The sequence below is a fragment of the Streptomyces gardneri genome (assembly GCF_006539185.1).
GTDB classification, from domain to species: domain Bacteria; phylum Actinomycetota; class Actinomycetes; order Streptomycetales; family Streptomycetaceae; genus Streptomyces; species Streptomyces gardneri.
Genome location: NZ_BJMN01000043.1, coordinates 31,589 through 53,463 on the forward strand (window position 1 = coordinate 31,589; position 21,875 = coordinate 53,463).

At 73.1% G+C, this 21,875-nt stretch carries 17 protein-coding genes; 4 read left to right on the forward strand and 13 right to left on the reverse strand.

The genetic code is table 11. The annotated features are described in order from the left end of the window. Nucleotides 1–158: 158 nt before the first annotated feature. The gene (locus SGA01_RS29865; RefSeq protein ID WP_141300264.1) at nucleotides 159–1,598 is read right to left on the reverse strand and encodes an NAD(P)H-quinone dehydrogenase; all 1,440 of its coding nucleotides are present in this window, start codon (nucleotides 1,596–1,598) and stop codon (nucleotides 159–161) included. Between the two features lie 259 nt (nucleotides 1,599–1,857). Between SGA01_RS29865 and SGA01_RS29870 the strand changes: the two genes are divergently transcribed. The 3 genes from SGA01_RS29870 (at nucleotide 1,858) to SGA01_RS29880 (ending at nucleotide 5,219) form a co-directional block, all read left to right on the forward strand. Next, nucleotides 1,858–2,295: a gamma-glutamylcyclotransferase family protein gene (locus tag SGA01_RS29870; protein ID WP_141300266.1), complete on the forward strand. Its 438-nt coding sequence runs from the start codon at nucleotides 1,858–1,860 to the stop codon at nucleotides 2,293–2,295. 201 nt (nucleotides 2,296–2,496) lie between these two features. Continuing rightward, entirely contained in the window at nucleotides 2,497–3,300 is an 804-nt protein-coding gene (locus tag SGA01_RS29875) for a purine-nucleoside phosphorylase (protein WP_141300268.1), read from the forward strand. A 266-nt stretch (nucleotides 3,301–3,566) separates the two neighbouring features. Continuing rightward, nucleotides 3,567–5,219: a phospho-sugar mutase gene (locus tag SGA01_RS29880; RefSeq protein WP_141300270.1), complete on the forward strand. Its 1,653-nt coding sequence runs from the start codon at nucleotides 3,567–3,569 to the stop codon at nucleotides 5,217–5,219. A 78-nt stretch (nucleotides 5,220–5,297) separates the two neighbouring features. Here the strand turns inward: SGA01_RS29880 and SGA01_RS29885 are convergent, their stop codons facing one another. From SGA01_RS29885 to SGA01_RS41470, 12 genes are all read right to left on the reverse strand, one after another. Further along, nucleotides 5,298–6,101, reverse strand: a complete 804-nt coding sequence (locus tag SGA01_RS29885) for a phosphate ABC transporter ATP-binding protein (protein ID WP_371866213.1) — start codon at nucleotides 6,099–6,101, stop codon at nucleotides 5,298–5,300. A 65-nt stretch (nucleotides 6,102–6,166) separates the two neighbouring features. Next, entirely contained in the window at nucleotides 6,167–7,045 is an 879-nt protein-coding gene (locus SGA01_RS29890; protein WP_141300272.1) for a sortase, read from the reverse strand. After that, nucleotides 7,042–8,367: a hypothetical protein gene (locus SGA01_RS41520; protein WP_176602606.1), complete on the reverse strand. Its 1,326-nt coding sequence runs from the start codon at nucleotides 8,365–8,367 to the stop codon at nucleotides 7,042–7,044. The genes SGA01_RS29890 and SGA01_RS41520 overlap by 4 nt, the downstream gene beginning before the upstream one ends. Nucleotides 8,368–8,554: 187 nt before the next feature. Further along, entirely contained in the window at nucleotides 8,555–9,529 is a 975-nt protein-coding gene (locus tag SGA01_RS29900; RefSeq protein WP_141300274.1) for a substrate-binding domain-containing protein, read from the reverse strand. 130 nt (nucleotides 9,530–9,659) lie between these two features. Continuing rightward, on the reverse strand, nucleotides 9,660–12,302 hold the full coding sequence (locus tag SGA01_RS41245; protein WP_167534219.1) for a hypothetical protein: 2,643 nt from the start codon (nucleotides 12,300–12,302) through the stop codon (nucleotides 9,660–9,662). Beyond that, nucleotides 12,299–14,203, reverse strand: a complete 1,905-nt coding sequence (gene pstS, locus SGA01_RS29910; RefSeq protein WP_218037855.1) for a phosphate ABC transporter substrate-binding protein PstS — start codon at nucleotides 14,201–14,203, stop codon at nucleotides 12,299–12,301. The genes SGA01_RS41245 and pstS overlap by 4 nt, the downstream gene beginning before the upstream one ends. Beyond that, on the reverse strand, nucleotides 14,200–15,426 hold the full coding sequence (gene pstA / locus SGA01_RS29915; RefSeq protein ID WP_141300276.1) for a phosphate ABC transporter permease PstA: 1,227 nt from the start codon (nucleotides 15,424–15,426) through the stop codon (nucleotides 14,200–14,202). Before pstA ends, pstS begins: the two co-directional genes overlap by 4 nt. Before the next feature lie 135 nt (nucleotides 15,427–15,561). Beyond that, a complete protein-coding gene (gene pstC / locus SGA01_RS29920) occupies nucleotides 15,562–16,614 on the reverse strand; it encodes a phosphate ABC transporter permease subunit PstC (RefSeq protein ID WP_229918319.1) in 1,053 nt (350 codons plus the stop codon). Between the two features lie 78 nt (nucleotides 16,615–16,692). Continuing rightward, complete coding sequence (locus SGA01_RS29925; protein ID WP_167534220.1) at nucleotides 16,693–17,046, reverse strand: DUF1508 domain-containing protein; 354 nt, start codon at nucleotides 17,044–17,046, stop codon at nucleotides 16,693–16,695. A 156-nt stretch (nucleotides 17,047–17,202) separates the two neighbouring features. Then, nucleotides 17,203–17,898, reverse strand: a complete 696-nt coding sequence (locus SGA01_RS29930; RefSeq protein WP_141300360.1) for a PH domain-containing protein — start codon at nucleotides 17,896–17,898, stop codon at nucleotides 17,203–17,205. Between the two features lie 181 nt (nucleotides 17,899–18,079). Beyond that, nucleotides 18,080–18,712, reverse strand: a complete 633-nt coding sequence (locus tag SGA01_RS29935) for a class F sortase (RefSeq protein WP_141300280.1) — start codon at nucleotides 18,710–18,712, stop codon at nucleotides 18,080–18,082. Between the two features lie 130 nt (nucleotides 18,713–18,842). Next, nucleotides 18,843–20,642 (reverse strand): hypothetical protein, encoded by a 1,800-nt coding sequence (locus SGA01_RS41470; protein ID WP_174867544.1) that lies wholly within the window; start codon nucleotides 20,640–20,642, stop codon nucleotides 18,843–18,845. Between the two features lie 273 nt (nucleotides 20,643–20,915). Here SGA01_RS41470 and deoC point away from each other — a divergent pair, with 273 nt between their 5' ends. After that, nucleotides 20,916–21,875, forward strand: a complete 960-nt coding sequence (gene deoC / locus SGA01_RS29945) for a deoxyribose-phosphate aldolase (RefSeq protein WP_024755353.1) — start codon at nucleotides 20,916–20,918, stop codon at nucleotides 21,873–21,875.

The following is a 21,875-nucleotide window of genomic DNA, read 5'->3' on the forward strand; positions in this document are numbered from 1 at the left end:
GCGCCGAATTGCAGAAGATGCGCACAGACGGGGCCTCCAAGTGGTATGGGAGGCCCCGTCGTTGCTCGGCTCTGCGCCAGGTCTATGCCCCGGCTTGCCGGGGGTTGTCCGAGTCGGCGAACCGTTCCCGCAGGCGGGAGCGGTTCCGGGGCGGAGGATTACGCCTCGCCCGCCGACTTTCGGGTGTGCAACTGCCGTGCCACTTCCGCGATCGAGCCCGACAGGGAGGGGTACACGGTGAATGCATTTGCGATCTGTTCGACCGTCAGATTGTTGTCGACCGCGATCGAGATCGGGTGGATCAGCTCGCTCGCCCTCGGGGCGACGACACAGCCGCCGACCACGATGCCGGTGCCGGGACGGGCGAAGAGCTTCACGAAGCCGTCCCGGATGCCCTGCATCTTCGCGCGGGGGTTGCGCAGCAGCGGCAGCTTGACGACCTTGGCGTCGATCTTGCCCGCGTCCACGTCGGCCTGCGTGTAGCCGACGGTGGCGATCTCGGGGTCCGTGAAGACGTTGGAGGAGACCGTCTTCAGGTTGAGCGGGGTCACCGCGTCGCCGAGGAAGTGGTACATCGCGATACGGCCCTGCATGGCGGCGACCGAGGCGAGCGCGAAGACACCGGTGACGTCACCGGCCGCGTAGATGCCGGGGGCGCTCGTACGGGAGACCCGGTCGGTCCAGATGTGACCGGAGTCCTTCAGCTTGACGCCGGCCTCCTCCAGGCCCATTCCGGCCGAGTTCGGGATCGCGCCGACGGCCATGAGGCAGTGGGTGCCGGAGATGACGCGGCCGTCGGCGAGGGTGACCTCGACACGGTCGCCGACCCGCTTGGCGGACTCGGCGCGGGAGCGGGCCATGACGTTCATGCCGCGGCGCCGGAAGACGTCCTCCAGGACGGCGGCGGCGTCCGGGTCCTCACCGGGCAGGACGCGGTCACGGCTGGACACCAGGGTGACCCGGGAGCCGAGTGCCTGGTAGGCGCCGGCGAACTCGGCGCCGGTGACGCCGGAACCGACCACGATGAGCTCCTCGGGGAGCTCCTTGAGGTCGTAGACCTGGGTCCAGTTGAGGATGCGCTCGCCGTCCGGCTTGGCGTCCGGCACCTCGCGCGGGTGGCCGCCGGTCGCGATCAGCACGGCGTCCGCGGTGAGCGTCTCCTCCGTGCCGTCGGCGGCGGTGACGATCACCTGGCGGGAGCCGTCCACGGCCTGGCGGCCGGAGAGCCGGCCGCGGCCGCGCAGCACCCGGGCACCCGCCCGGGTGACGGACGCGGTGATGTCGTGCGACTGGGCGAGCGCGAGGCGCTTCACCCGTCGGTTGACCTTGCCGAGGTCCACGCCGACGACGCGGGCGGCCTGCTCCACGTGCGGGGTGTCGTCCGCGACGATGATGCCGAGCTCCTCGTAGGAGGAGTCGAAGGTGGTCATCACCTCCGCCGTGGCGATCAGCGTCTTCGAGGGAACACAGTCGGTCAGGACGGAAGCGCCGCCGAGGCCGTCGCAGTCGACGACGGTCACCTCCGCGCCGAGTTGGGCGCCCACCAAGGCCGCCTCGTATCCGCCGGGTCCGCCACCGATGATCACGATCCGGGTCACTGGGATCTACGCCTCGCGTCTCGTTCTGCCGGGGGGTCCCCCCGCTGGGGTGCAGTGCGTACGCCATTGTCCCGCACGCTTCAAGTGCGTACCCCATTCTCCCGCACGCCCGGCGCGGCCTCGCGCCGGGGCTCCGTAGGCGCGCGCCGGAGCACGCCGGGCGGCCCGCGACCGCCGGACCCCCGGGTGCGGCCGCGCTCCCACGGCCGCCGCCCCGGAGTCCGGCGGACAACCCGCCCGCTCCCGTACCCTCGGTGCCATGTCGCTCTACGCCGCTTTCGCCGGCAACCTCGACGCGCGGCTGATGAGCCGCCGCGCACCGCACTCCCCGCTGCGCGGCACCGGCTGGCTGAACGGCTGGCGGCTCACCTTCGGCGGCGAGCAGATGGGCTGGGAGGGCGCGCTGGCCACGATCGTGGAGGCCCCCCGCTCACAGGTCTTCGTGGCGCTGTACGACATCGCTCCGATGGACGAGGACTCCATGGACCGGTGGGAGGGCGTAGGCCTGGACATCTACCGGCGGATGCGGGTCCGGGTGGACACGCTCGACGGCGAGGAGCCGGCCTGGGTGTACGTCCTCAACGGCTACGAGGGCGGTCTGCCGTCCGCGCGGTACCTGGGCGAGATCGCCGACGCCGCCGAGTCTGCGGGCGCCCCGCACGACTACGTGATGGAGTTGCGCAAGCGGCCCTGCTGAGGCGCGGGCGGGGGATGTGCGAACGCCCGACGGACGGCGACGTGACCTCTCCTACTCCGTTCGTCGGAAACAACAAGACAACGATCGCATGTCCGTCAGCATCGTCATCTACGCGCGTAGGCATTCTCCGGATACGCTTCTGCGCGTACCAGATCCGTCCGGGGCTCCCCTCGGACTCCCCTCCCCGAGGCGAGAGAGTCAGTGAACGCAACTGCCACCCCGTACGAAGCCGCCGAGGCCGCTGCCGCCCGTCTGCGCGAGCTGACCGGAGTCGAGAACCACGACGTCGCCCTGGTCATGGGCTCGGGCTGGGCGCCCGCCGTCGACGCGCTCGGCGCCCCCGAGGCCGAGTTCCCGGTGACCGAGCTCCCCGGCTTCCCGCCGCCGGCCGTCGAGGGCCACGGCGGCAAGGTCCGCTCGTACAAGATCGGTGAGAAGCGCGCGCTGGTCTTCCTCGGCCGCACCCACTTCTACGAGGGCCGCGGTGTCGCCTCCGTCGCCCACGGCGTCCGCACCGCCGTCGCCGCCGGCTGCAAGACGATCGTCCTGACCAACGGCTGCGGCGGCCTCCGCGAGGGCATGCGCCCCGGCCAGCCGGTCCTGATCAGCGACCACATCAACCTGACGGCCGCCTCCCCGATCGTCGGCGCGAACTTCGTGGACCTCACCGACCTGTACTCGCCGCGGCTGCGCGCGCTGTGCATGGAGGTCGACGAGACCCTGGAGGAGGGCGTCTACGTCCAGTTCCCCGGGCCGCACTACGAGACCCCGGCCGAGATCAACATGGTCCGCGCCATGGGCGGCGACCTCGTCGGCATGTCCACCACCCTGGAGGCGATCGCGGCCCGCGAGGCCGGCGCCGAGGTCCTGGGCATCTCCCTGGTCACCAACCTGGCGGCGGGGCTCTCGGGCGAGCCGCTGAACCACGAAGAGGTCCTGCAGGCGGGCCGTGACTCGGCCGCGCGGATGGGTGAGCTCCTGACGCGGGTCCTCGACCGGATCTGAGTTCTTCCGGCCCACGGGGCCGCTGCGCGGGGCCTTCTCCCCCACCCCGCCCCTTCCCGAAACCGGGGCTCCGCCCCAGACCCCGGTCCTCAAACGCCGGACGGGCCGAAGTTGCCGCCGCAATCCAGCCCCGCCGGCGTTCGAGGCGCGGGGGTCCGGGGGCAGAGCCCCCGGTTCGGGAAGGGGCGGGGTGGGGAAAGGCTCCGCGCAGCGGCTCACGCGCCCGCACCCGCCCCACCCCTCCCGCACCCCCCGAAAGGCACACCGTGACGCAGGACGACCTCCTCGCCCGGGCCCAGGCGTGGCTCGCCGAGGACCCCGACCCGGAGACCCGCGAGGAACTCGCCGCGCTCCTCGACCGCAACGCCACCGACGAGCTCGCCGCCCGCTTCGCCGGCACGCTCCAGTTCGGCACCGCCGGCCTCCGCGGCGAGATCGGCGCCGGGCCCATGCGGATGAACCGTTCGGTCGTCATCCGCGCCGCCGCCGGCCTGGCCGCGTACCTCAAGGCCAAGGGCCAGGAGGGCGGTCTCGTCGTGGTCGGCTACGACGCCCGCTACAAGTCGGCCGACTTCGCCCGCGACACCGCCGCCGTGATGACCGGCGCCGGCCTGCGCGCCGCGCTCCTCCCCCGCCCGCTGCCGACGCCCGTCCTCGCGTACGCCATAAGGCATCTGGGCGCCGTGGCCGGCGTCGAGGTGACCGCGAGTCACAACCCGCCCCGTGACAACGGCTACAAGGTCTACCTGGGCGACGGCTCGCAGATCGTGCCGCCCGCGGACGCGGAGATCGCCGCCGAGATCGACGCGGTGCGCTCGCTGAACGACGTGCCCCGCCCCGAGGCCGGCTGGGAGACCCTCGGCGACGAGGTCCTGGAGGCCTACCTGGCCCGTACGGACGCCGTCCTGACCCCCGAGTCCCCCCGGACCGCGCGGACCGTCTACACGGCCATGCACGGCGTCGGCAAGGACGTCCTGACGGCGGCCTTCGGCCGCGCCGGCTTCCCGCCGCCCGCGCTCGTCGCCGCGCAGGCCGAGCCCGACCCGGCGTTCCCGACGGTCGCCTTCCCGAACCCGGAGGAGCCGGGTGCCATGGACCTCGCCTTCGAGGCGGCCCGGGCCGTGGACCCCGACCTGGTCATCGCCAACGACCCGGACGCCGACCGCTGCGCGGTGGCCGTGCCGGACGCCTCCGTCGAGGGCGGCTGGCGGATGCTCCGCGGCGACGAGGTGGGCGCGCTGCTCGCAGCGCACCTCGTGCACAAGGGCGCGACGGGCGTGTTCGCCGAGTCGATCGTGTCGTCCTCGCTGCTCGGCCGGATCGCCGAGGCGGCCGGGGTCGGCTACGAGGAGACGCTGACCGGATTCAAGTGGATCGCCCGCGTCGACGGGCTGCGCTACGGCTACGAGGAGGCGCTCGGCTACTGCGTCGACCCGGAGGGCGTCCGCGACAAGGACGGCATCACGGCCGCGCTGCTCGTCGCCGAGCTGGCCTCGGTCCTCAAGGAGCAGGGCCGGACCCTCCTGGACCTCCTCGACGACCTGGCGGTGGCCCACGGGCTGCACGCCACCGACCAGCTGTCGGTGCGGGTCGAGGACCTGAGCATCATCGCGAACGCCATGACGGCGCTGCGCGAGCGCCCGCCGGTCTCCCTCGCCGGTCTGACCGTCGTCTCGGCGGAGGACCTGACGAAGGGCACGGAGTCGCTCCCGCCGACGGACGGGCTGCGCTACCACCTGGAGGGCGACTACAAGGCCCGGGTGATCGTCCGCCCGAGCGGCACCGAGCCCAAGCTCAAGTGCTACCTGGAGGTCGTCGTCCCGGTCGCCGACGCACGCGAGCTGGTGCCGGCGCGCGCCAAGGGCGCGGAGCTGCTCGCCGCGATCAAGCGGGACCTGAGCGCGGCCGCGGGGCTCTGACCCCGGGGCGAACATCGAGGGCCGGTGCGGAAGCGATTCCGTACCGGCCCTTTCGTCCGTCCGGGCGAATTCGGTGCCTCAGCCGAAGCGGCCGTTGACGTAGTCGGCGGTGCGCGGGTCGCGCGGTGAGCCGAAGACCGTGGCGGTCGGTCCGTGCTCGACGATCACGCCGGGGGTGCCCTGCTCGGCGAGGAAGAACGCGCAGGAGTCGGAGACCCGGGCCGCCTGCTGCATGTTGTGGGTGACGATCACGACGGTGACCTCCGCCTTCAGCTCGGCGATGGTCTCCTCGACGCGCCGGGTGGAGGTCGGGTCGAGCGCCGAGCAGGGCTCGTCCATGAGCAGGACGCGCGGGCGGACGGCGAGCGAGCGCGCGATGCAGAGGCGCTGCTGCTGGCCGCCGGAGAGCGCCCCGCCGGGCTGCCGCAGCCGGTCCCTGACCTCGTTCCACAGCCCCGCCCGGGTCAGGCACTCCTCGACGAGGTCGTCCTTGGCGTCCTTGCCCGCGCGGATGCCGCCCAGCTTCAGTCCGGCGAGGACGTTCTCGTACAGGGACATCGCGGGGAACGGGTTGGGCTTCTGGAAGACCATGCCGATCTCGCGGCGGGCGTGGGTGATGCGGCGGCCCCGGTCGTAGATGTCGGAGCCGTCGAGGAGGACCCGGCCGGCGAGCGAGGCGGTGCCGGTGAGTTCGTGCATCCGGTTGAGGATGCGCAGGAAGGTCGACTTGCCGCAGCCCGAGGGGCCGATGAGGGCGGTGACCTCGCGGGCGGGCATGGCGAGCGAGACCCGGTCGAGGACCTTGCGGTCGCCGAACCACGCGGAGACGGCGTCGGCCTCCAGCGCGGCGGCGCGGGACGGGACCGGCGCGTCCCCCGGCACGGACGGTACGGGCGGCAGGGTGACGGTGTCGGCGAGATCGGTCACGGGCGGTGACTCCCTTGCGGTCAGAGGAGGTTGGGGAGGGCCCGGGTCAGCTGCCCGGACACGAGGACGCCGAGGGCGACGAGGACCGGGACGGCGGCGACCCAGGTCTGCCGGGCGCCCCAGCGGCGGCGGGCGAGGACGGCGAGGAGGGCGGCGGCGAGGAGCCCCTGGGCTCCGAGGAAGATCCCGGGCCAGACGTCGGACTCGCCCGCGAGCGGCTTCTCGGCGGCGGTGATCCAGCCGGGCCGCAGCGGCCTGGCCGGGCTCGGCCACGCCTCGCCGAGGAGCCGGGCGTCGACCCGGAGCACGTCCTCGGGGGTGTACGCGCCGCCGCTCGCCGTCATCAGGGTGAGCCGCCCCTCGCCCGCGCCGAGGGGGGCGGGGTTCGGGTCCCCTGGCCTGCGGACCGCGGTCACCTCGTACACGGCCGTGCCCTGACCGGTCGTCACCTCGACGCGGGCGCCGCCCGGCAGGCGGTGCACGTCGTTGAACGGGCTGCCGTACCCCCACTGGCGGCCCATGATCACGCTGGCCCCTGCCTGGCCCGGCAGGGCCGTGTCCCGGCGGTGGCCGGGCCCGGACATCAGGACGCCGGAGGTGGTGCCTTCGGCGACGACCTCGCGGATCCCGAGCGCGGGGATGTGGAGGAGGGCGACCGGGGCGCCGAGGGCGAGGGGCTTTCCGTCGTACGTCGACTGGCCCACGGGCGCGGTGCCGAGGGCGAGTTGCTCGCGCAGGTCGTCGTAGGCGGTGGACTGGTCGCGGGCGTGCTGGAGGTGGCCGACGACGGTCAGGTTGGCGGCGAAGCCGATGAGGAGCGCGGCGAGGACGCACAGCGCCGCCCCGGCCAGGGCGAGCCCGGCACGGGGGGCGGCTGCGGGTGGTGTCGCGGTGGTCACGGGCGGGGGGCCTTCGCCTTGCGCCGGCGGTTCTGGAGGACGGCTGCGGCGCCGAGCAGGCAGAGCGCGAGCGAGCCGAGGGCGGCGGAGGCGGCGGAGGCGCCGGTGGCGGCGAGGGAGCCGCTGCCGCCGTTGGTGGTGGTGCTGGTGTTTCCGGATCCTCCGGAGGAGCCTGACGTACCGCTGCCGCCGCTCGTACCGCCGCCGGACGAGCCGGAGTCACCGCCCGAGGAACCGCCCGAGCCGGCGCTGTCGTCGGTGCCCGTCGGCGCGGGCGTGCCGGTGCCGGACGGGCTCGCGGTGTCGGTGGGGGTCTCGCTCGGCGTCCCGCTCGGGGTCCCGGTCTCGCTCGGGGTGTCCGTCGGCGTGGGCGAGTCGGTGCCGGTGGGGTCGTCGGTCGGGGTCGGGGTCGCGGTGCCCGTGGGTGTGCCGGTGCCGGTCGGGGTCGGCGTGCCGGTGCCCGTGGGGGTCGGGGTGGCGGTGGGCTCGACCACGACGAGGCTGAGGACGAAGGAGCCTGCGGTGTGGGCCTCGGGGTCGGTGGGGGTGAAGGTGACGAGCACGGGCAGGCTGTCGTTGCCGGTGGCGGCGAGCCCGGTGAGGGTCGTCTCGGCCTTCCCGCCGACGACCGCGACCGTGGCGATGTCGACGAGCTCCTCGTTCACGAACTTCTGGAAGGTCACCGAGCCCGCGGCGTCCTTGGGCTGGACGGTGGCGGTGAGGGTGGCCTGTCCCCCGGCGGTGGGGACCTCCGGGTCGGACACGACCTCAAGCAGCGTGGTCAGCTGCGCGATCGGGGCCCAGGCCTCGCCGGTGACCTCGATCATCGAGGAGAAGTACTGCTCCGTCTCGGCCCCGACGGCGGTCCGGCAGAAGAGGCGGAGCTCGTAGCGGCCGTCCAGGGGGCCCTCGGGGAGGAAGGTGCGGAGAGCGGCCTGGAGCGAGGAGTGGTCCGCCTGGACGTCGAGGGCCCGCGTGAAGGGGCCGTCGCTCAGGGAACCCGTGGCGACCGTGTCGGCGAGGACCGCGATGCCTCCGGTGGCGGAGTCGATCACCGCGAGCCGGGCCTTGACGTAGGGCTTGGCTGGGTCGGCCGGTGCGGGGCAGGCGGCGGGGGTGCCGACGCCGGTGGCGAAGGTCTCGGCCGTGGTGGAGCCCGAGGCGCCCTGGAACGTGAAGGTCCCGTGCACGGTGGCAGCCTTGGCGGGGGCGGCCAGCGCGAGGACGGCGGCGAGGGCGCCGCAGACCAGGGCGAGCACCGTGAGGAGCACGACGGGTGAGGCGGGTGAGGCCGGTGAGCGGAGTGGTGCGGGGCGGTTCATGCGGGTCCCCCCGGGAGACGGTCGGGTAGCGGATACGGGTCGGGTGCGGGTCTGGTGCGGAGCTCGTACGGGCTCGGGTGTGGCGCGGCGTACGGGCTCGGGTGTGGAGCGCGTACGAGCTCGGGTACGCCGGGGGGCCGGGCACCCTGGGGTGCCCGGCCGGTGTGCGGTTACGGGAGCGCGGTGATCAGCGCTCGCCCTTGAGGGTCGTGGCGCCGCAGGCGGTGCCGAGGGTGCCGAAGCCGTAGTTGGCGATCGTCGTGCCGGCGGCGCAGACCTTGGAGGTCGAGCCGACGAAGGTCGAGGCGATCGTGGCGTTGGTCAGCTTGGCGGTCGGGACGACGTTGTAGACGTCACGGGTGAAGGGGAAGGAGAGGTTGAGCGTCTTGTCGGCGTTGCGGGGGGCGACGGAGCCGACGGAGCCGAGCACGGCGGTGCCGCGGCGGTCCGTGACGACGCCCTTCTCCTGCGCCGTGTACTGGGCGACGGAGTACGGGGCGATGTCACCGGCGCTGTCGAGGACGGTGCCGTCGTTCTCCTGGACGCCCTGCTGGACGCAGGCGCCCGGCGCGGCCACGCCGATGGAGGAGAGGAAGAACTGGCGGGTGCCGGAGTTGGTCTGCGGCAGGATCGGGGTGAGCGCCACGCCGTTGAGGGACGTGGTGGTGCACTCGTAGATGCCCTTCAGCTGGGCTGCCGTCAGGTCGGACGGCAGGGCGCTGTCGGAGCGCTTCACCCAGGACACCGCGTCCTTGGCGAAGGGGATCCAGGTCAGGTCCGTGGTGCTGACGTCGGCCGGGCCGCGCGAGGAGCGGGCGAAGTCGAGGCAGCCGGAGCTGGTGTCCACGGCGTTGCGCAGCGCGTCGATGCCGGCCGAGGAGCCGTTGGGCCGGTTGATGACACAGCCGCTCGCCTTGGTCTTGACGGTCGCGGTGCCGGTGGCGTCCCAGGAGGCGATGATCTTCTGGCCGATGACGTTGGTGACGACGTTGCCGAGGCCGTTCAGGACGTCCTGGGTCGTGTCGGAGCCGACACCGGCGAGGGTGCGGTACTGCGTGATCGGGTTCGGGTCGGCCTGCGCGGCGGGGGCGAGGGCGACGCCGAGACCGAGGGCGGCCACACCGAGGGCGGCACCGATACGAGCGCGGGACTTGACGTTCACTTCTGATCTCCTCCGTGAAAACGGATGTCATGGAATGGACGCGCAAGAGAATCCGGATCATTTTCCCGGCCGACCCGTCGACCGGCCGGGAACAACAATTCCGTAAGGGCGGATCCGGGAACCACCACGTTCAGTCGCTCTTCAGGTGACGAATTCCTGTCCTAGGTGAATCCAAGGGAATTCGGCGGCGTCCTGCGAAGCCCAGGACGGCCGGTCCGGCGAGGCCGGCGGTCCCGCCGACGAGGAGGACCGCGAGGAGGACCCAGCGGATGACGCCGAGGAGCTGGGACGGGGTGCTGCCGGTGTCGGCGAGCTTCTCGCCCGGGGCGCCGCCGGAGCCGTTCGCGCCCCCGCCGGTGGGCGGTGGCGGCGCCGCGGAGGACGGCGGACCGGTGACGGTGCTCGGCTGCGCGCCGCCGGGCGTCCCGCCGCTCGCGCTCCCGCCGTCGGAGCCGGAGCCTGCGGCCGCGCCCGACGAGCCCGTCGCGCCGCCCGATCCGGAGGCGGAGCCCGACGTGCCCGTCGTGCCTCCGGAGCCGGCCCCGGGGCCGGAGCCCGTTCCGCCGTCGGCGCCGGATCCGGAGCCGGAGCCGGAACCCGAACCGGAAGCGGAGCCGGAGCCGGTGCCCCCGGTCGTGGTGCCCGGGCGGGCCGGGGCGCCGCGCTCCAGGCGCCCGGCCGCGGCCTCCGCCTGGAGCTTCAGCTTCGCGGGCATCGGGGCGTAGCCGAAGGGCAGCTCACCGGGGGCGGTGCCTTGCTTCTGGCCCGCTCCGGCCGCGTACCGCAGCACGCGCGCGTAGTCCTTGCGGGCGTCCGCCGGAAGACCGGTGGAGGCGACGGCGTAGGTCACCATCGTCAGCGGATAGGCGCCGCTCCCGGCGCGCGCCGGGTCGGGGGCGAGGACCCCGGGGACGGCCGAGTCCCGGAACTGCTCGACGGCCTTGAGCATGGACGGGGCCGTGGGCCGGACGTACGCGCCGTCGGCGTTCGGCAGGGCCGCGATCTGGAGCTGGTAGCGGGACGCCGAGGCCGCGTCGGTGATGCCGTAGGCGCGCCGGCCGCCGGGGAGGACGTCGACCCCGACGAGCTTCGGCCCGTTGGTCGTCGCGTCGTGGGCCACCTGGTCCTTGGCGTTGTTGGTGCCGCGCCGGACCCAGCGGGCGGCGTCGTGCAGGTCGATCGCGTAGGGGGAGCGCTCGGTGACGCCGTACTTGATGCTCTTCTCTCCCAGGAAGAGCTCCGTCTCCGTGGGGTCGGCCTTCGGGAATTCGTCGGAGCCGGCCGAGGCGAGCCCCAGGTCCTTGAAGTAGGGGTTGATCCGCATACCCCAGGGGTCCGGTTCCCCTTCGAGGAAGGCGCGTGCTTCCGCATTGCCCCGCAGATAGTTCCAGACGACTCTCGTGGTGTCCGACCGCTCGGCGGAGAGCAGAATTCCGCCGGGATAGTTCTGGGGCGCCTGCGGGAATCTCTCGAATTCCGGATTGAGTTTCAGGAACTCCGGGTCCCGGACGATGGACTGCGGATTGTCCTTCAGATGGGCGGGCGCCGGGTCGGTGAAGCTGAGGGTCCGGACGTCGTAGGGGTACGAGTACGTGAGCAGCTTGGCCACCAGCCGGGCGCTGAGCCTCAGGTCCTTGACGAGGCCGATGGTGTCCGCCTCCCAGTAGAGGCCCACGGTGAGCGCGTTGACGGCGACGGGGGCGTGCACGAAGCCCGCCTTCTCCCCGCCGGTCACGGGCTCGACGGTGAAGGCGAGGCCGGGCGAGGTGGAGGTCGGGTTCAGCAGGCTGCCCCGGGCCAGGTCCTCGCCGCGCTGGGTGAAGGTGAAGCGGGTGGTGCCGTCCGCGCAGAGCGCCGACTGCCAGGAGGTGAGGGCGTCGGTGACGAGTTCGGAACCGGTCATGCGGCGCTCGGCCTTGTCGGCCGGGCAAGCCTCGCGGACCGGCAGGAAGCCCAGCGGGAAGACGATCCGCTGGTTCCAGTTGGTGGTGGAGAACGGCGAGGTGTGCAGGCGCTGGTTGTTGCCGGTCGTGCCGTTCGGCTCGTGGGAGCCGCGGGGCACGACGACGAGCCAGCAGCTCCGGCCGCGCGGGGTCGCGCCCGTGCCGACGGGGTCGCCGCAGCCGAGGTGCGGGGCCTCCCTGGTGGACTGGAGGTTGACGGCGGCCTCGCCCGTGCCGTCGGGCTGGGTGGTGGCGAAGTACTCCTCGTTGGTGTCGCCGGGGCTGAAGTAGGTCCAGTCGGTGAGCTTCGTCGTCGGCGGGCCGGAGACCGGCGTGAAGGGGACGAACGGGTCGGTCAGCTGCCCGGGGACGTCCGGGTAGGGGATCTGCTCGTCGTACTCGGTCTCCAGCGGGTCGCTGCCGACCGGGATCAGCCGGCTGCCGACGAACGCGCCGAAGTCGGAGCCGTTGACGCCGGCACCGAACTGGCACTGCTCCCGCTTCGGTCCGGCCGGGTCGTCGCCCCAGCACTGCATGATCTGGAGGTAGTCGCCGTTGCGGCCCCGGGTCGGCTTCCCGCCCTTCCAGGTCACCTTCAGGCCCTGGGCCCGCAGGTTCCTCGTCTGGTGGACGGTCACCTCCAGACCGGAGAAGTCGTCGTACGGGCCCTTCGTGCCGCGCTTCGTCACGGCCGAGCTCTCCGGCACCGCCGAGCCCTGCGCGTCGGCGGCGACCGCGACGGTGTCCCGAGGCAGCGGGAGCAGGGCGAGCACGACGGCGGCGAGCAGCGCGCCGAGGCCGGCGGTACGGCGCCGGGTCGCGTTCCTCATCGGGTGCCTCCGTGGCGTGCGGCGCGGGCCGCGAGGGCGCGGCCGACGAGCGGGGGTGCGACGACCGTGGCGAGGAGCAGGACGGCGGAGAGGGCCATGAGCAGGCCGCGCAGTCCGGCGCCCGTGTCGGCGGCGAGGGTCACCGGGGTGCCGACGATCGTGCCGCCGCCGGAGTCCTGCCCGGTGCCCGTGCCGCCGCCCGTGGCGCCGCCGTCGCCGCCGCCGGTGAGGAGTTCGCCGGTGTCGGGGTCGACGGCCGCGCCGCCGGTCCCGCCGGTCGAGGGGCCGGAGCCGGAAGCGGAGCCGGAGCCGGACCCCGTACCGCCCGCACCGGTCGCGGAACCCGGGCCGGAGCCCGTACCGCCGCCCCCGGTCGTGGATCCGGAGCCGGAGCCGGAGCCCGTGTCGGCCCCGCCGGTCGCGGAGCCGGTGCCGGAGCCCGTACCGCCCCCGCCCGTCGCGGAGCCGGACCCGGAGCCCGAACCCGTACCCGTACCGCCCCCGCCCGTCGAGGAACCGGAGCCGGACCCGGAGCCGGAGCCCGAGCCGCCCGTGGCCGCCCCTCCCCCGCCCGGACCGCCGTTGTTCACCGGGGTGTTCGTGCCGCGCGCGCCTCCCGTGCCGTCGGCGCACTGCGTCGTCCCGCGCTTGTCGCAGTCCTTCGGCCTCGGGGCGTTCTTGGCGAGGGTGTTGGTGCCGTCCGCCGAGAAGGTGGGGTTCCGGCAGTCGGAGAGGTCGACGGCGCCGGTGGGCGCCCCCGGGATCCGGCGGACCTGTTCGAAGCCCGCCTGGACGAGGTTCCGCGGCAGCGGCGAGTAGCCGAGCTCCTCGGCCTGCTGCTGGCCCTCGCAGAGGAAGTAGCGGGCGAAGGTGCCGAGCGAGCGGCCCTTCTCCTTGGTGTGCGGGGCGGTCTCTGTCGTGGGGACGACCATGTAGCTGTAGCTGGAGAGCGGGTAGCTGCGCGAGTCGCCCGAGCGGTAGACCTTGTCGAGGATCTGGGTCAGGTAGTCGGTCGAGTTCCTGTTCTCGTTGATCTCGGCGTTCAGCAGGGCGACGGCGACACTGGAGGCGGTCGGCTCGATGTAGTACCCGGCGGAGTTGAGGATCTTGGCGACCGGGAAGTGGGCGTTCACCGCGTACGAGTACTCGACGTAGGTGATGGCGCCCTCGCCCTGCGGCTGGCGGACGTGCGCGGAGACGCCGAGCGAGCCGGACTTGGCGACGGCCGTGGTGCCGGGCACGACGGGGAAGTACGAGGTCATGCCGCAGGGCGTCTGCCGGCCCGCGCGCCGGCAGTGGTCGTTCCAGACGCCGCCGTGCTCCTTGGCGAGCCAGGTGGTGAACTGGGCGGTCGTGCCCGAGCCGTCGGAGCGCACGACGGGGACGATGCGGCGGGCCGGGAGGGTGAGGCCGGGGTTGTCGGCCTTGATCTCGGGCGCGTTCCACATGGTCAGCTGCCCGGTGAAGATCCGGGCCAGGACGGAGCCGGAGAGCCGGAGGTTGGTGACCTGCCGGCCGCCGATCCGGAGGTTGTACATGAAGGCGGTGCCGCCCGCGACGATCGGCATGTACGCGTAGCCGCGGCCCGGCGGCACGTCGGTGGCGTTGCCGTCCTTGAGCCCGTACGGGATCTCGGAGACGGCGAAGTCGACGGTGCCGTTCTTGAACTGCTCGCGGCCCTGGGAGGAGCCGTTGGCGTTGAAGTTGACGGTCAGTCCGGTGTTGGCGCCGATGTTGCGGCGCCACTGCTCGACGGCGTTGGAGCTCCAGGTCGAGCCGGATCCGGTGATCTTGGTGAATCCGGCGGCCTGGGCGGCGGGCGGGTGGACGAGGAGGGCGAGCAGCGCGCACAGGGCGGCTGCGAGGCCCAGGAGGCTGCGGGTGACGGACACGGGTCTCACGGCGTACTCCTCGACGGTGCGGATGCGGATCCCCCCGAGGCGCCCCGGTGGCCGGCGGCCTGCCGGGCCGCGTCCTTCCGGGACGCCTCCGCCCTGCGCCGCTCCTGGCGCTTCGTCAGCTGTCCGGGGCCGCGGCCGCCCGCGATCCGGGCGAGGACGAAGAGCAGCAGGACGAGCAGCATGAGGACGGCGGCGGTGCCGAAACCGCGGGCGATCATGTTCGGTTCGGGTGACTTGACGAGCTCGAAGGTGGCGAGCGGCAGGGAGACCTGGGCGCCGGAGGTCGGCAGCGCGTTCAGCTCAGCGGTGAAGCCGGCGGTCAGCAGCACCGGCGAGGTCTCGCCCACCCCGCGCGCGGTGCCGAGGATGACGGCGGTGGTGAGCCCGGAGCGGGCGGTCGGCAGGACGACGTGCCAGACCGTGCGCCAGCGCGAGGACCCCATGGCGTACGAGGCCTCCCGCAGCGTGCCGGGGACGAGCCGGATGACGACGTCGGCGGCGCGGATGATGATCGGGAGCATCATCACGGAGAGCGCGAGCGAGGCGGCGAAGCCGGAACGCTCCGTGCCCAGGGCCAGGATGACGGTCGCGTAGATGAACAGGCCCGCGACGATCGACGGCAGGGCCGTCATGGCCTCGACGATCGTGCGGACCAGGCGCGCGAAGGGGCCCGGTACCTCGTTGAGGAAGACCGCGCAGACGATCCCGGAGGGCACGGTGAGCGCGAGCGCGATGCCGACCTGTTCGAGGGTGCCGACGACGGCGTGCAGGATGCCGCCGACGTCGAGCGGTTCGAGGGGGCCGGCGAGGCTCATGTCCTCGGTGAAGAAGTTGAGGTGGACGAGGGCCTCGCGGCCCTCCCACAGGGTGAAGGCGACGACGAAGACGAGCACGGCGAGCAGCACGAGCCCCAGGCTGCGCACGACGGCTCCGGCGATCCGGTCGCGGACGGCGGGCCCGTCCTCGTCGAAGGAGACGAGGAGCGCGTAGAGCCCGAGGAAGAGGGCGTACGCGACGAGGACGAAGCCGACGGCGCCGCTGAAGGGCAGCAGGCGGGCGAAGAGCAGCCAGGTGAGGGCGAGCGAGGCGGCCGCGGCGCCGAGCACGGCGTACACGTCGGTGGAGCGCAGGCTGCCGGTGCGGCGGCGGCGCTCGGGTCCGGGCGGCGGCGGGGGCTGCGCGGCGGGCGGGCTCTGCGGTGGCCGCTCGGGGGCGATGGTCATGGGTTCGGGTCCCCCTTGGGTGTGGTCCCGGGGCCTGTCCGGCGGATCAGGACGGGAAAGGCCTGAGGTGGCGGAAGGGCCGGAAGGGCCGGAAGGGCCGGAAGGGCCGGGCAGGCCGGACGGGCCGGCCGGGTCCTAGGCATCGCTGGTGGCGCCGGAGCGGCTGCGGGCGACGATGGACGAGGCGGCGAAGTTGACGATCAGGGTCATGACGAAGAGCGCGAAGCCGGCGGCCATGAGCGCGGACATGCCGAAGGGGGTGGCCTCGCCGTAGCGCAGGGCGATCAGGGAGGACACCGAGCTCGTGCCGGTCTGCAGGACGTGCCACTGGATGGTGAAGACCTGCGAGATGACCATGTAGACGGCGATGGTCTCGCCGAGGGCCCGGCCGAGGCCGAGCATGGTGCCGCCGATCATGCCGCCCCTGCCGAAGGGCAGGACGACGCTGCGGATCATGCCCCAGCGGGTGGCCCCCAGCGCGTAGGCGCCCTCGCGTTCGCCGGCGGGCGCCTGGGAGAAGACCTCGCGCATGATCGAGCAGATGATCGGCGCCACCATCATCGCGACGACGAGCCCGGCGACGAAGGTGGACGAGGTGTAGACGGTGGGCGGGGCGAGCGGGTCGTCCGGGTCGGCGCCGTCGACCCGGAGGAACGGGATCCAGCCCAGGTAGGTGGAGATCCAGCGGGCGATGGGGAGGATCGATTCCTCCAGCCAGAAGACGCCCCACAGTCCGTAGACGACGGAGGGCACGGCGGCCATGAGGTCGACGGTGGAGACGAGGGTGCGGCGCAGCCGGGGCGCGGCGTACTCGGAGATGTAGAGCGCGGCGCCGGTGGCGAGCGGGACGGCGACGACGATCGCGACGAGGGCGATGAGGACGGTGCCGAGGAGGACGGCGGCGATCCCGAAGCGTCCGGCGTCCGGTTCCCAGCTCTCGGTGGTGAGGAAGGAGGCTCCGGCGCGGTCGAGTGCCTGCCAGGCCCGGTGGAGCAGGAAGCCGCCGACGAGGAGCATGACCGCGAGGACGAGGCCGCCGCCGGTGCGGGCGACGGTGCGGAAGACCCGGTCGGGAAGGCCGGGGTCGGCGTGGAGCCGTCGCGGTGTGTCGGGCGGCGGGCCCGCCGGTTCGCCGGACGGCGGTCCGGACGGCGGTCCGGGCAGCGGGTCAAGGGTCTCGGTCGTCACGGGAAGGACGTAAGTCCGGCCTGGTTGACGTGTGCGCCACGAGACGTGAACGAGAGGCGTGCGCGGGGCAACTTCCCTTCACCATAAGGAAGTTGCCGTCCATCTCTGCCCTTCGACGGCGAGCAGGGCCCGGAAGCGCTGGTACGCGGTACGGCAGGTGGAGTGCCGCTCGTAGGAGCGGCCGGAGAGGGCGGCGGTCCGCCCCTCGGCGTCGCGGAGCAGCCAGACCCAGCCGCTGCCCCCGGCGGCGTGCTGCACCCCGCCGGCCATGGCCGCGTGTCCGGCGCACAGGGCCAGGAAGGCGTCCCTGCACTGGTCGTGGTCGTCGTAGCAGCCCCCCGACCGCGCGACGACCCTCCCGTTCTGGGCGACGAGCCGCCACCCGTACCGCCCGTCGGCCCCTGAGTCGACCAGACAGCGTGTCGTGGACACACCGGTGTCCTTGGTCATCGCCCCCACCCCCACAGTCTCGGCAAGCGCAATCTATGGAGACGGGGGTGAAAGTTGGGGGCTAAACCAATTGCCGGTGGCACGCTTCACCGGACCGTTGCCCCTTGGACACCGCCCGGCGGGAGGGGCGCGTCGGGGTCAGCCCGTCGCGAGCAGGATCACGAGGAGCAGCAGCCCGGCGACGGCGGGGGCGATGATCTCGTACGCCCAGCGAACCTGCGGCTCGCCCTGCGAGCCCGGGGCCCCGGCGCGGAGCTCGGCGAGCTCGCGCAGATCGGCGACGGTCCGGTCGGTGGGCGCGGTCCGGGACGTGCTGTCCCGGACGTCGGCGGTGACGGAGGTACGGCCGTGGGGGTCGTCCTGCGAGGCGCGGGCGGCGCGCCGGGCGGCCTTCTTCCGCTGCCGCAGCGAGACGGGGACGGCCCACAGCTGGTACTTGTCGCCGTCCTGGGTGAAGACCTCGCTGGAGTACCCGGCGCGGATGTCGGCGACCGAGGCCCAGGGCAGCGTGATCGACCGGAACGGGTTGCGGATGCGGAGCCGGTTGTCGTTGGCGTACACCGCGGGCCGGATCGTGAAGGCGACGATCAGCGGGACGGCGAGGACGATCCCGGCGAGCGCGATCCAGGGGGTCCGGCCCTCGCCGCGGATCAGGGCGTCGCCGGCGAAGAGGCACGCGAGGAGCGTGAGGAAGACCCCGCTGGCGATGCCGAGCGGGGAGCGGAAGACGCGGTCGGCGTACTGCTGCTCGTCCGCGGGCGCGGCGGGCTTCGGCTGCTTGCTCGCCGCGGGCTTCGCGGCCTCGCTCGCCGCGGGCTTCCGGTCCTTGCTCAGCGCGGGCTTCCGGTCCTCGCTCGGCGTGGACTTCGCGTCCTCGCTCGGCGTGGACTTCGGGTCCTTGCTCGCCTCGGGGGTCGGCTCGTCGCCCGACCCGGGGGTCGGCTCAGGGGTCGGCTCGGGGGTCGGCTCCGGGGTCGTCATGCCGCCGATTCTGCCTCAGCGGGCCGTTGACGGCTCAGGCGGCCCGCGTGGCCACGAGATCCGCGTACAGAATGATGTTGTCGGGCCGGTGGCCGTCGACCAGCTCTCCGCCGCAGGTGACGAGGCGCAGCTCGGCTCGCGTGGTGTCGCCGTACACCTTGGCCGTCGGGAAGGTCTTCTTGTCGACCTGCTCCAGCTCCCTGACCCGGAAGACCGCGAGCCTGCCGTCCGCCCGGGTCACGGTGATCTCGTCGCCGACCCTGACCCGCGAGACGTTCTTCAGGACGGCGGGGCCGCGCGCGGTGTCGAAGTGGCCGATGAGGACGGCGGGGCCGGTCTCGCCGGGCGTGACGCCCTTGTCGTACCAGCCGATGCGGTCGGCGTCCTCGACCGAAGGCACCTCGACGGTGCCGTCGGCGGCGAGCCCGAGGCTCAGGACCGGGCCGGTGTCGACCCCGGCGGAGGGCAGCTGGATCCGTACGGGCAGGGACCGGCCCAGCGGGCTGACCGGGGCGGCGCTCGTGGCGGGCGCCGGGGCGGTGGCCTCGGCGACCCTGGCGGGGTGGGTGGCGGCGGGCGCGGGGTCGGACCCGGCGGAGCAGCCGCTGAGCGCGACCAGGGCGAGGAGGACGGAAGCGGTACGGATACGGGCGCGGCGACGGTTCACGGCAGGGCTCCGGGCGGACGGACGGGCGGGTACGGGGTGTGGCCGGCCGCCGCGCGGGACGCGGCGACCGGCCTGGGGTGGGGTGTGCTCCCGCTCGGGTCAAAGGGCGGGGAACGGGTGGGGTGAGGGGTCAGGCGCGGGAGTCGGCGGCACGGCGGCGCAGGACCATGAAGCCGAGGCCCGCGGCGGCGAGGGAGGCCGCACCGGCGCCCGTCGCGTAGAGGGCCGTGGAGTTCGCGGGGCTCTCGGTGCCGAGCTCGGCGCCGGCCGCGACGCCGCCGCGCGGGACGACGGAGGTCTGGCCGCCGGTGTTGACCGTGACGCCCGTGTTGCCGTGGGTGCCGGTGTTGCCGTTGGTGCCGGTGACGGGGGTGCTGGTGCCCTTGACCGGGTTGAGCGTGCAGCCCTTCAGCATCTTCGGGAAGGCGTGCGTAGCACCCTTGGCCGTGCCGCCCTCGACCTTGGTGTAGAGGGTCGGCGTGGCGCTGAAGGGGTTGTCGATGCGCGCGATGATGCCGGCGCTCTTCGGCAGCGAGGGGTGCTTGCGGTCGAGCGTCGTGTAGACCTGCTTGTCGCTGCCGATGTCGCGGAGGGTGGCGGTCGGGCCGTTCGGGCTCATGGTGAGCTCGGCCTTGGTGCCCGCGCCGATGCCGACCTCGGTGTGGATGGTGCAGGCGTCGTCACGGGTGTACGGCATCGGGGCGGACTGCTTGGCGGCGCCGGGGATGTAGGCGGCGAGGCCGCCGTCCCGCTCCAGGACGACGAGGCCACCGCCGGTGAACTGGAAGACCTGGCGGTCTCCCTTCAGGTAGGAGACGCCGGTGCCGACGCCCAGGCGGATCTCCTGGATGCCGTAGCGGCCGTCCTTCTTGACAAGCTCCAGGCGGATGCCGTTGGCCAGCTTGTACTGGCCGGGCTTGGCGCCCGGGAGGTAGTTGCCGACCCAGTCGTAGCTGGTGCCGTCGGAGTTGAGGACGAAGAAGGCGCCGTTGTTGTTGGCGGCGACCGACCAGTGGTCGGCGTCGAGCGTGCCGACGCGCTTGCCCTGCTGGTAGAGCTCGGCGCGGTGGTGGCCGTCGGCGACCTTGAAGATCTTGGCCTCGGCGCCGTTCGCCAGCTTCACGGTGCGGACGTGGCCGGTCGTGACGAGGAGCCGCGGGGCGGCCTGCGTGGCCGAGCCCGGGATGTAGGCGGCGAGGCCGCCGTCGGGCTCCATGACGATGACGGCGTTGCCGTAGCGGGTGACCTGGCGGGCGCCGTTCACGGCGGCGATGACCTGGCCCCCGGCCTTGAGGTACTTGCGGCCCAGCTGGACCACGAGCTCCACGCGGGAGCCGTTCGCGAGCTCGTACGTGCCCGGGCGGGCGCCGGGGACGTGGTTGCCGCGCCAGGTGTGGGCGTCGCCGTTCGGGAAGAGCGCGAGGAAGGTGCCGTCGTCGTTGCCGGCCACCGCGATGCCGTCGGCGTCCAGGGTGCCGACGCGCTGGCCCTGCTTGTAGAGCTCGGCGCGGAAGTGGAGCGAGCCGACCTTGAAGATCTTGGCCTTGGCGCCGTTCGGGAGGGTCATGGTCCGGATGTAGGTGCCGGTCCCCTCGCCCGCCGCGGCGTCCGCCTCCGGGGCCTCCGTCTTCGGGATCCCGGTCGCCGGGGTCGTGGCCGCCGGGACCTTGGCCGCCGGGGCCGTCTTCGGCGCCTCGGTCTTCGGGGCCTCCGTCTTCGGCGCCGTGGTCGCCGGAGCCTTCGTAGTCGGAGCCTTGGCCTTCGCAGCCTCGCCAGTACCGGCCTGCGTCGCGGTGACGGACGTGGCCGCCGCCGGCTTGACGGCCACCGGGCCGTCCGCGGCGAAAGCGGCTCCGGCGGCGAGGGCCGGGGTGATCGCGACACCCGCGACGACGGCGGTGGCGATGGCGGTGCGAAGGGCGGTGCGCATAACGACTCCTGTGATTCAGGTAGATGGTTGGCGTGAGTCGCATGCCGCTTTTTCTCGGTCCGACTGGTTCCGGTGAGGTCTGGCTGGCTGCTGATAAAAATCTAAAGATCTTGTATGCGGGACCCGTCCGCTCCATGTCACGGCCGTGTGACAGGGGTCACGGCCCCCGTCGCGCGACGGCCACCACGCCGACCGACCCCTGTGACCTCGGGCTCTGCGAAGCAGCTCCCCTGTACAGGTCGCTACGCGCGTAGATATGCTCGACTGGTGACCATGCCCACCACTGCATCCGCAGCATCCGCATTCGCCGACGTGACCGCGTCCGACAGTGCGCTGCGCCGCTTCCTCCACGGGCTGCCCGGCGTCGACGCCGTCGGCCTGGAGGCGCGCGCCGCGTCCCTCGGCACCCGCTCGATCAAGACCACGGCCAAGGCGTACGCCATCGACCTGGCCATTTCCATGATCGACCTGACGACGCTCGAAGGCGCGGACACCCCGGGCAAGGTCCGGGCGCTCGCCGCCAAGGCCGTCAACCCCGATCCGACCGACCGCACGACCCCGACGACCGCCGCCGTCTGCGTCTACCCCGACATGGTGGCCACCGCCAAGGCCGCCGTCGCGGGCTCCGGCGTCAAGGTCGCCTCGGTCGCCACCGCCTTCCCGGCCGGGCGCGCCGCGCTCCCCGTGAAGCTGGCCGACACCGCCGACGCCATCGCCGCGGGCGCCGACGAGATCGACATGGTCATCGACCGTGGCGCGTTCCTCGCCGGCCACTACCTGAAGGTCTACGAGCAGATCGCCGCGATCAAGGCGGAGTGCGGCGACCGCGCCCGCCTCAAGGTGATCTTCGAGACCGGCGAGCTGTCCACGTACGACAACATCCGCCGCGCCTCCTGGCTCGGCATGATGGCCGGCGCGGACTTCATCAAGACCTCGACCGGCAAGGTCGCGGTCAACGCCACCCCGGCGAACACGCTGCTCATGCTGGAGGCCGTGCGGGACTTCCGCGCGCAGACCGGCGTGCAGATCGGCGTGAAGCCGGCCGGCGGCATCCGCAACACCAAGGAAGCGATCAAGTTCCTCGTCCTCGTCAACGAGACCGTCGGTGAGGACTGGCTGGATAACCACTGGTTCCGTTTCGGCGCCTCCAGCCTGCTCAACGACCTGCTGATGCAGCGCCAGAAGCTGGCGACCGGCCGTTACTCCGGCCCCGATTACGTGACGGTGGACTGA

Coding starts and splice junctions, on each gene's coding strand:
- SGA01_RS41520 (WP_176602606.1), bottom strand. CDS start 8,367: ATGAACCGCCCCGCACCACTCCGCTCACCGGCCTCACCCGCCTCACCC.
- pstA (WP_141300276.1), bottom strand. CDS start 15,426: ATGACCATCGCCCCCGAGCGGCCACCGCAGAGCCCGCCCGCCGCGCAG.
- SGA01_RS29870 (WP_141300266.1), top strand. CDS start 1,858: ATGTCGCTCTACGCCGCTTTCGCCGGCAACCTCGACGCGCGGCTGATG.
- deoC (WP_024755353.1), top strand. CDS start 20,916: ATGCCCACCACTGCATCCGCAGCATCCGCATTCGCCGACGTGACCGCG.
- SGA01_RS41245 (WP_167534219.1), bottom strand. CDS start 12,302: ATGAGGAACGCGACCCGGCGCCGTACCGCCGGCCTCGGCGCGCTGCTC.
- SGA01_RS41470 (WP_174867544.1), bottom strand. CDS start 20,642: ATGCGCACCGCCCTTCGCACCGCCATCGCCACCGCCGTCGTCGCGGGT.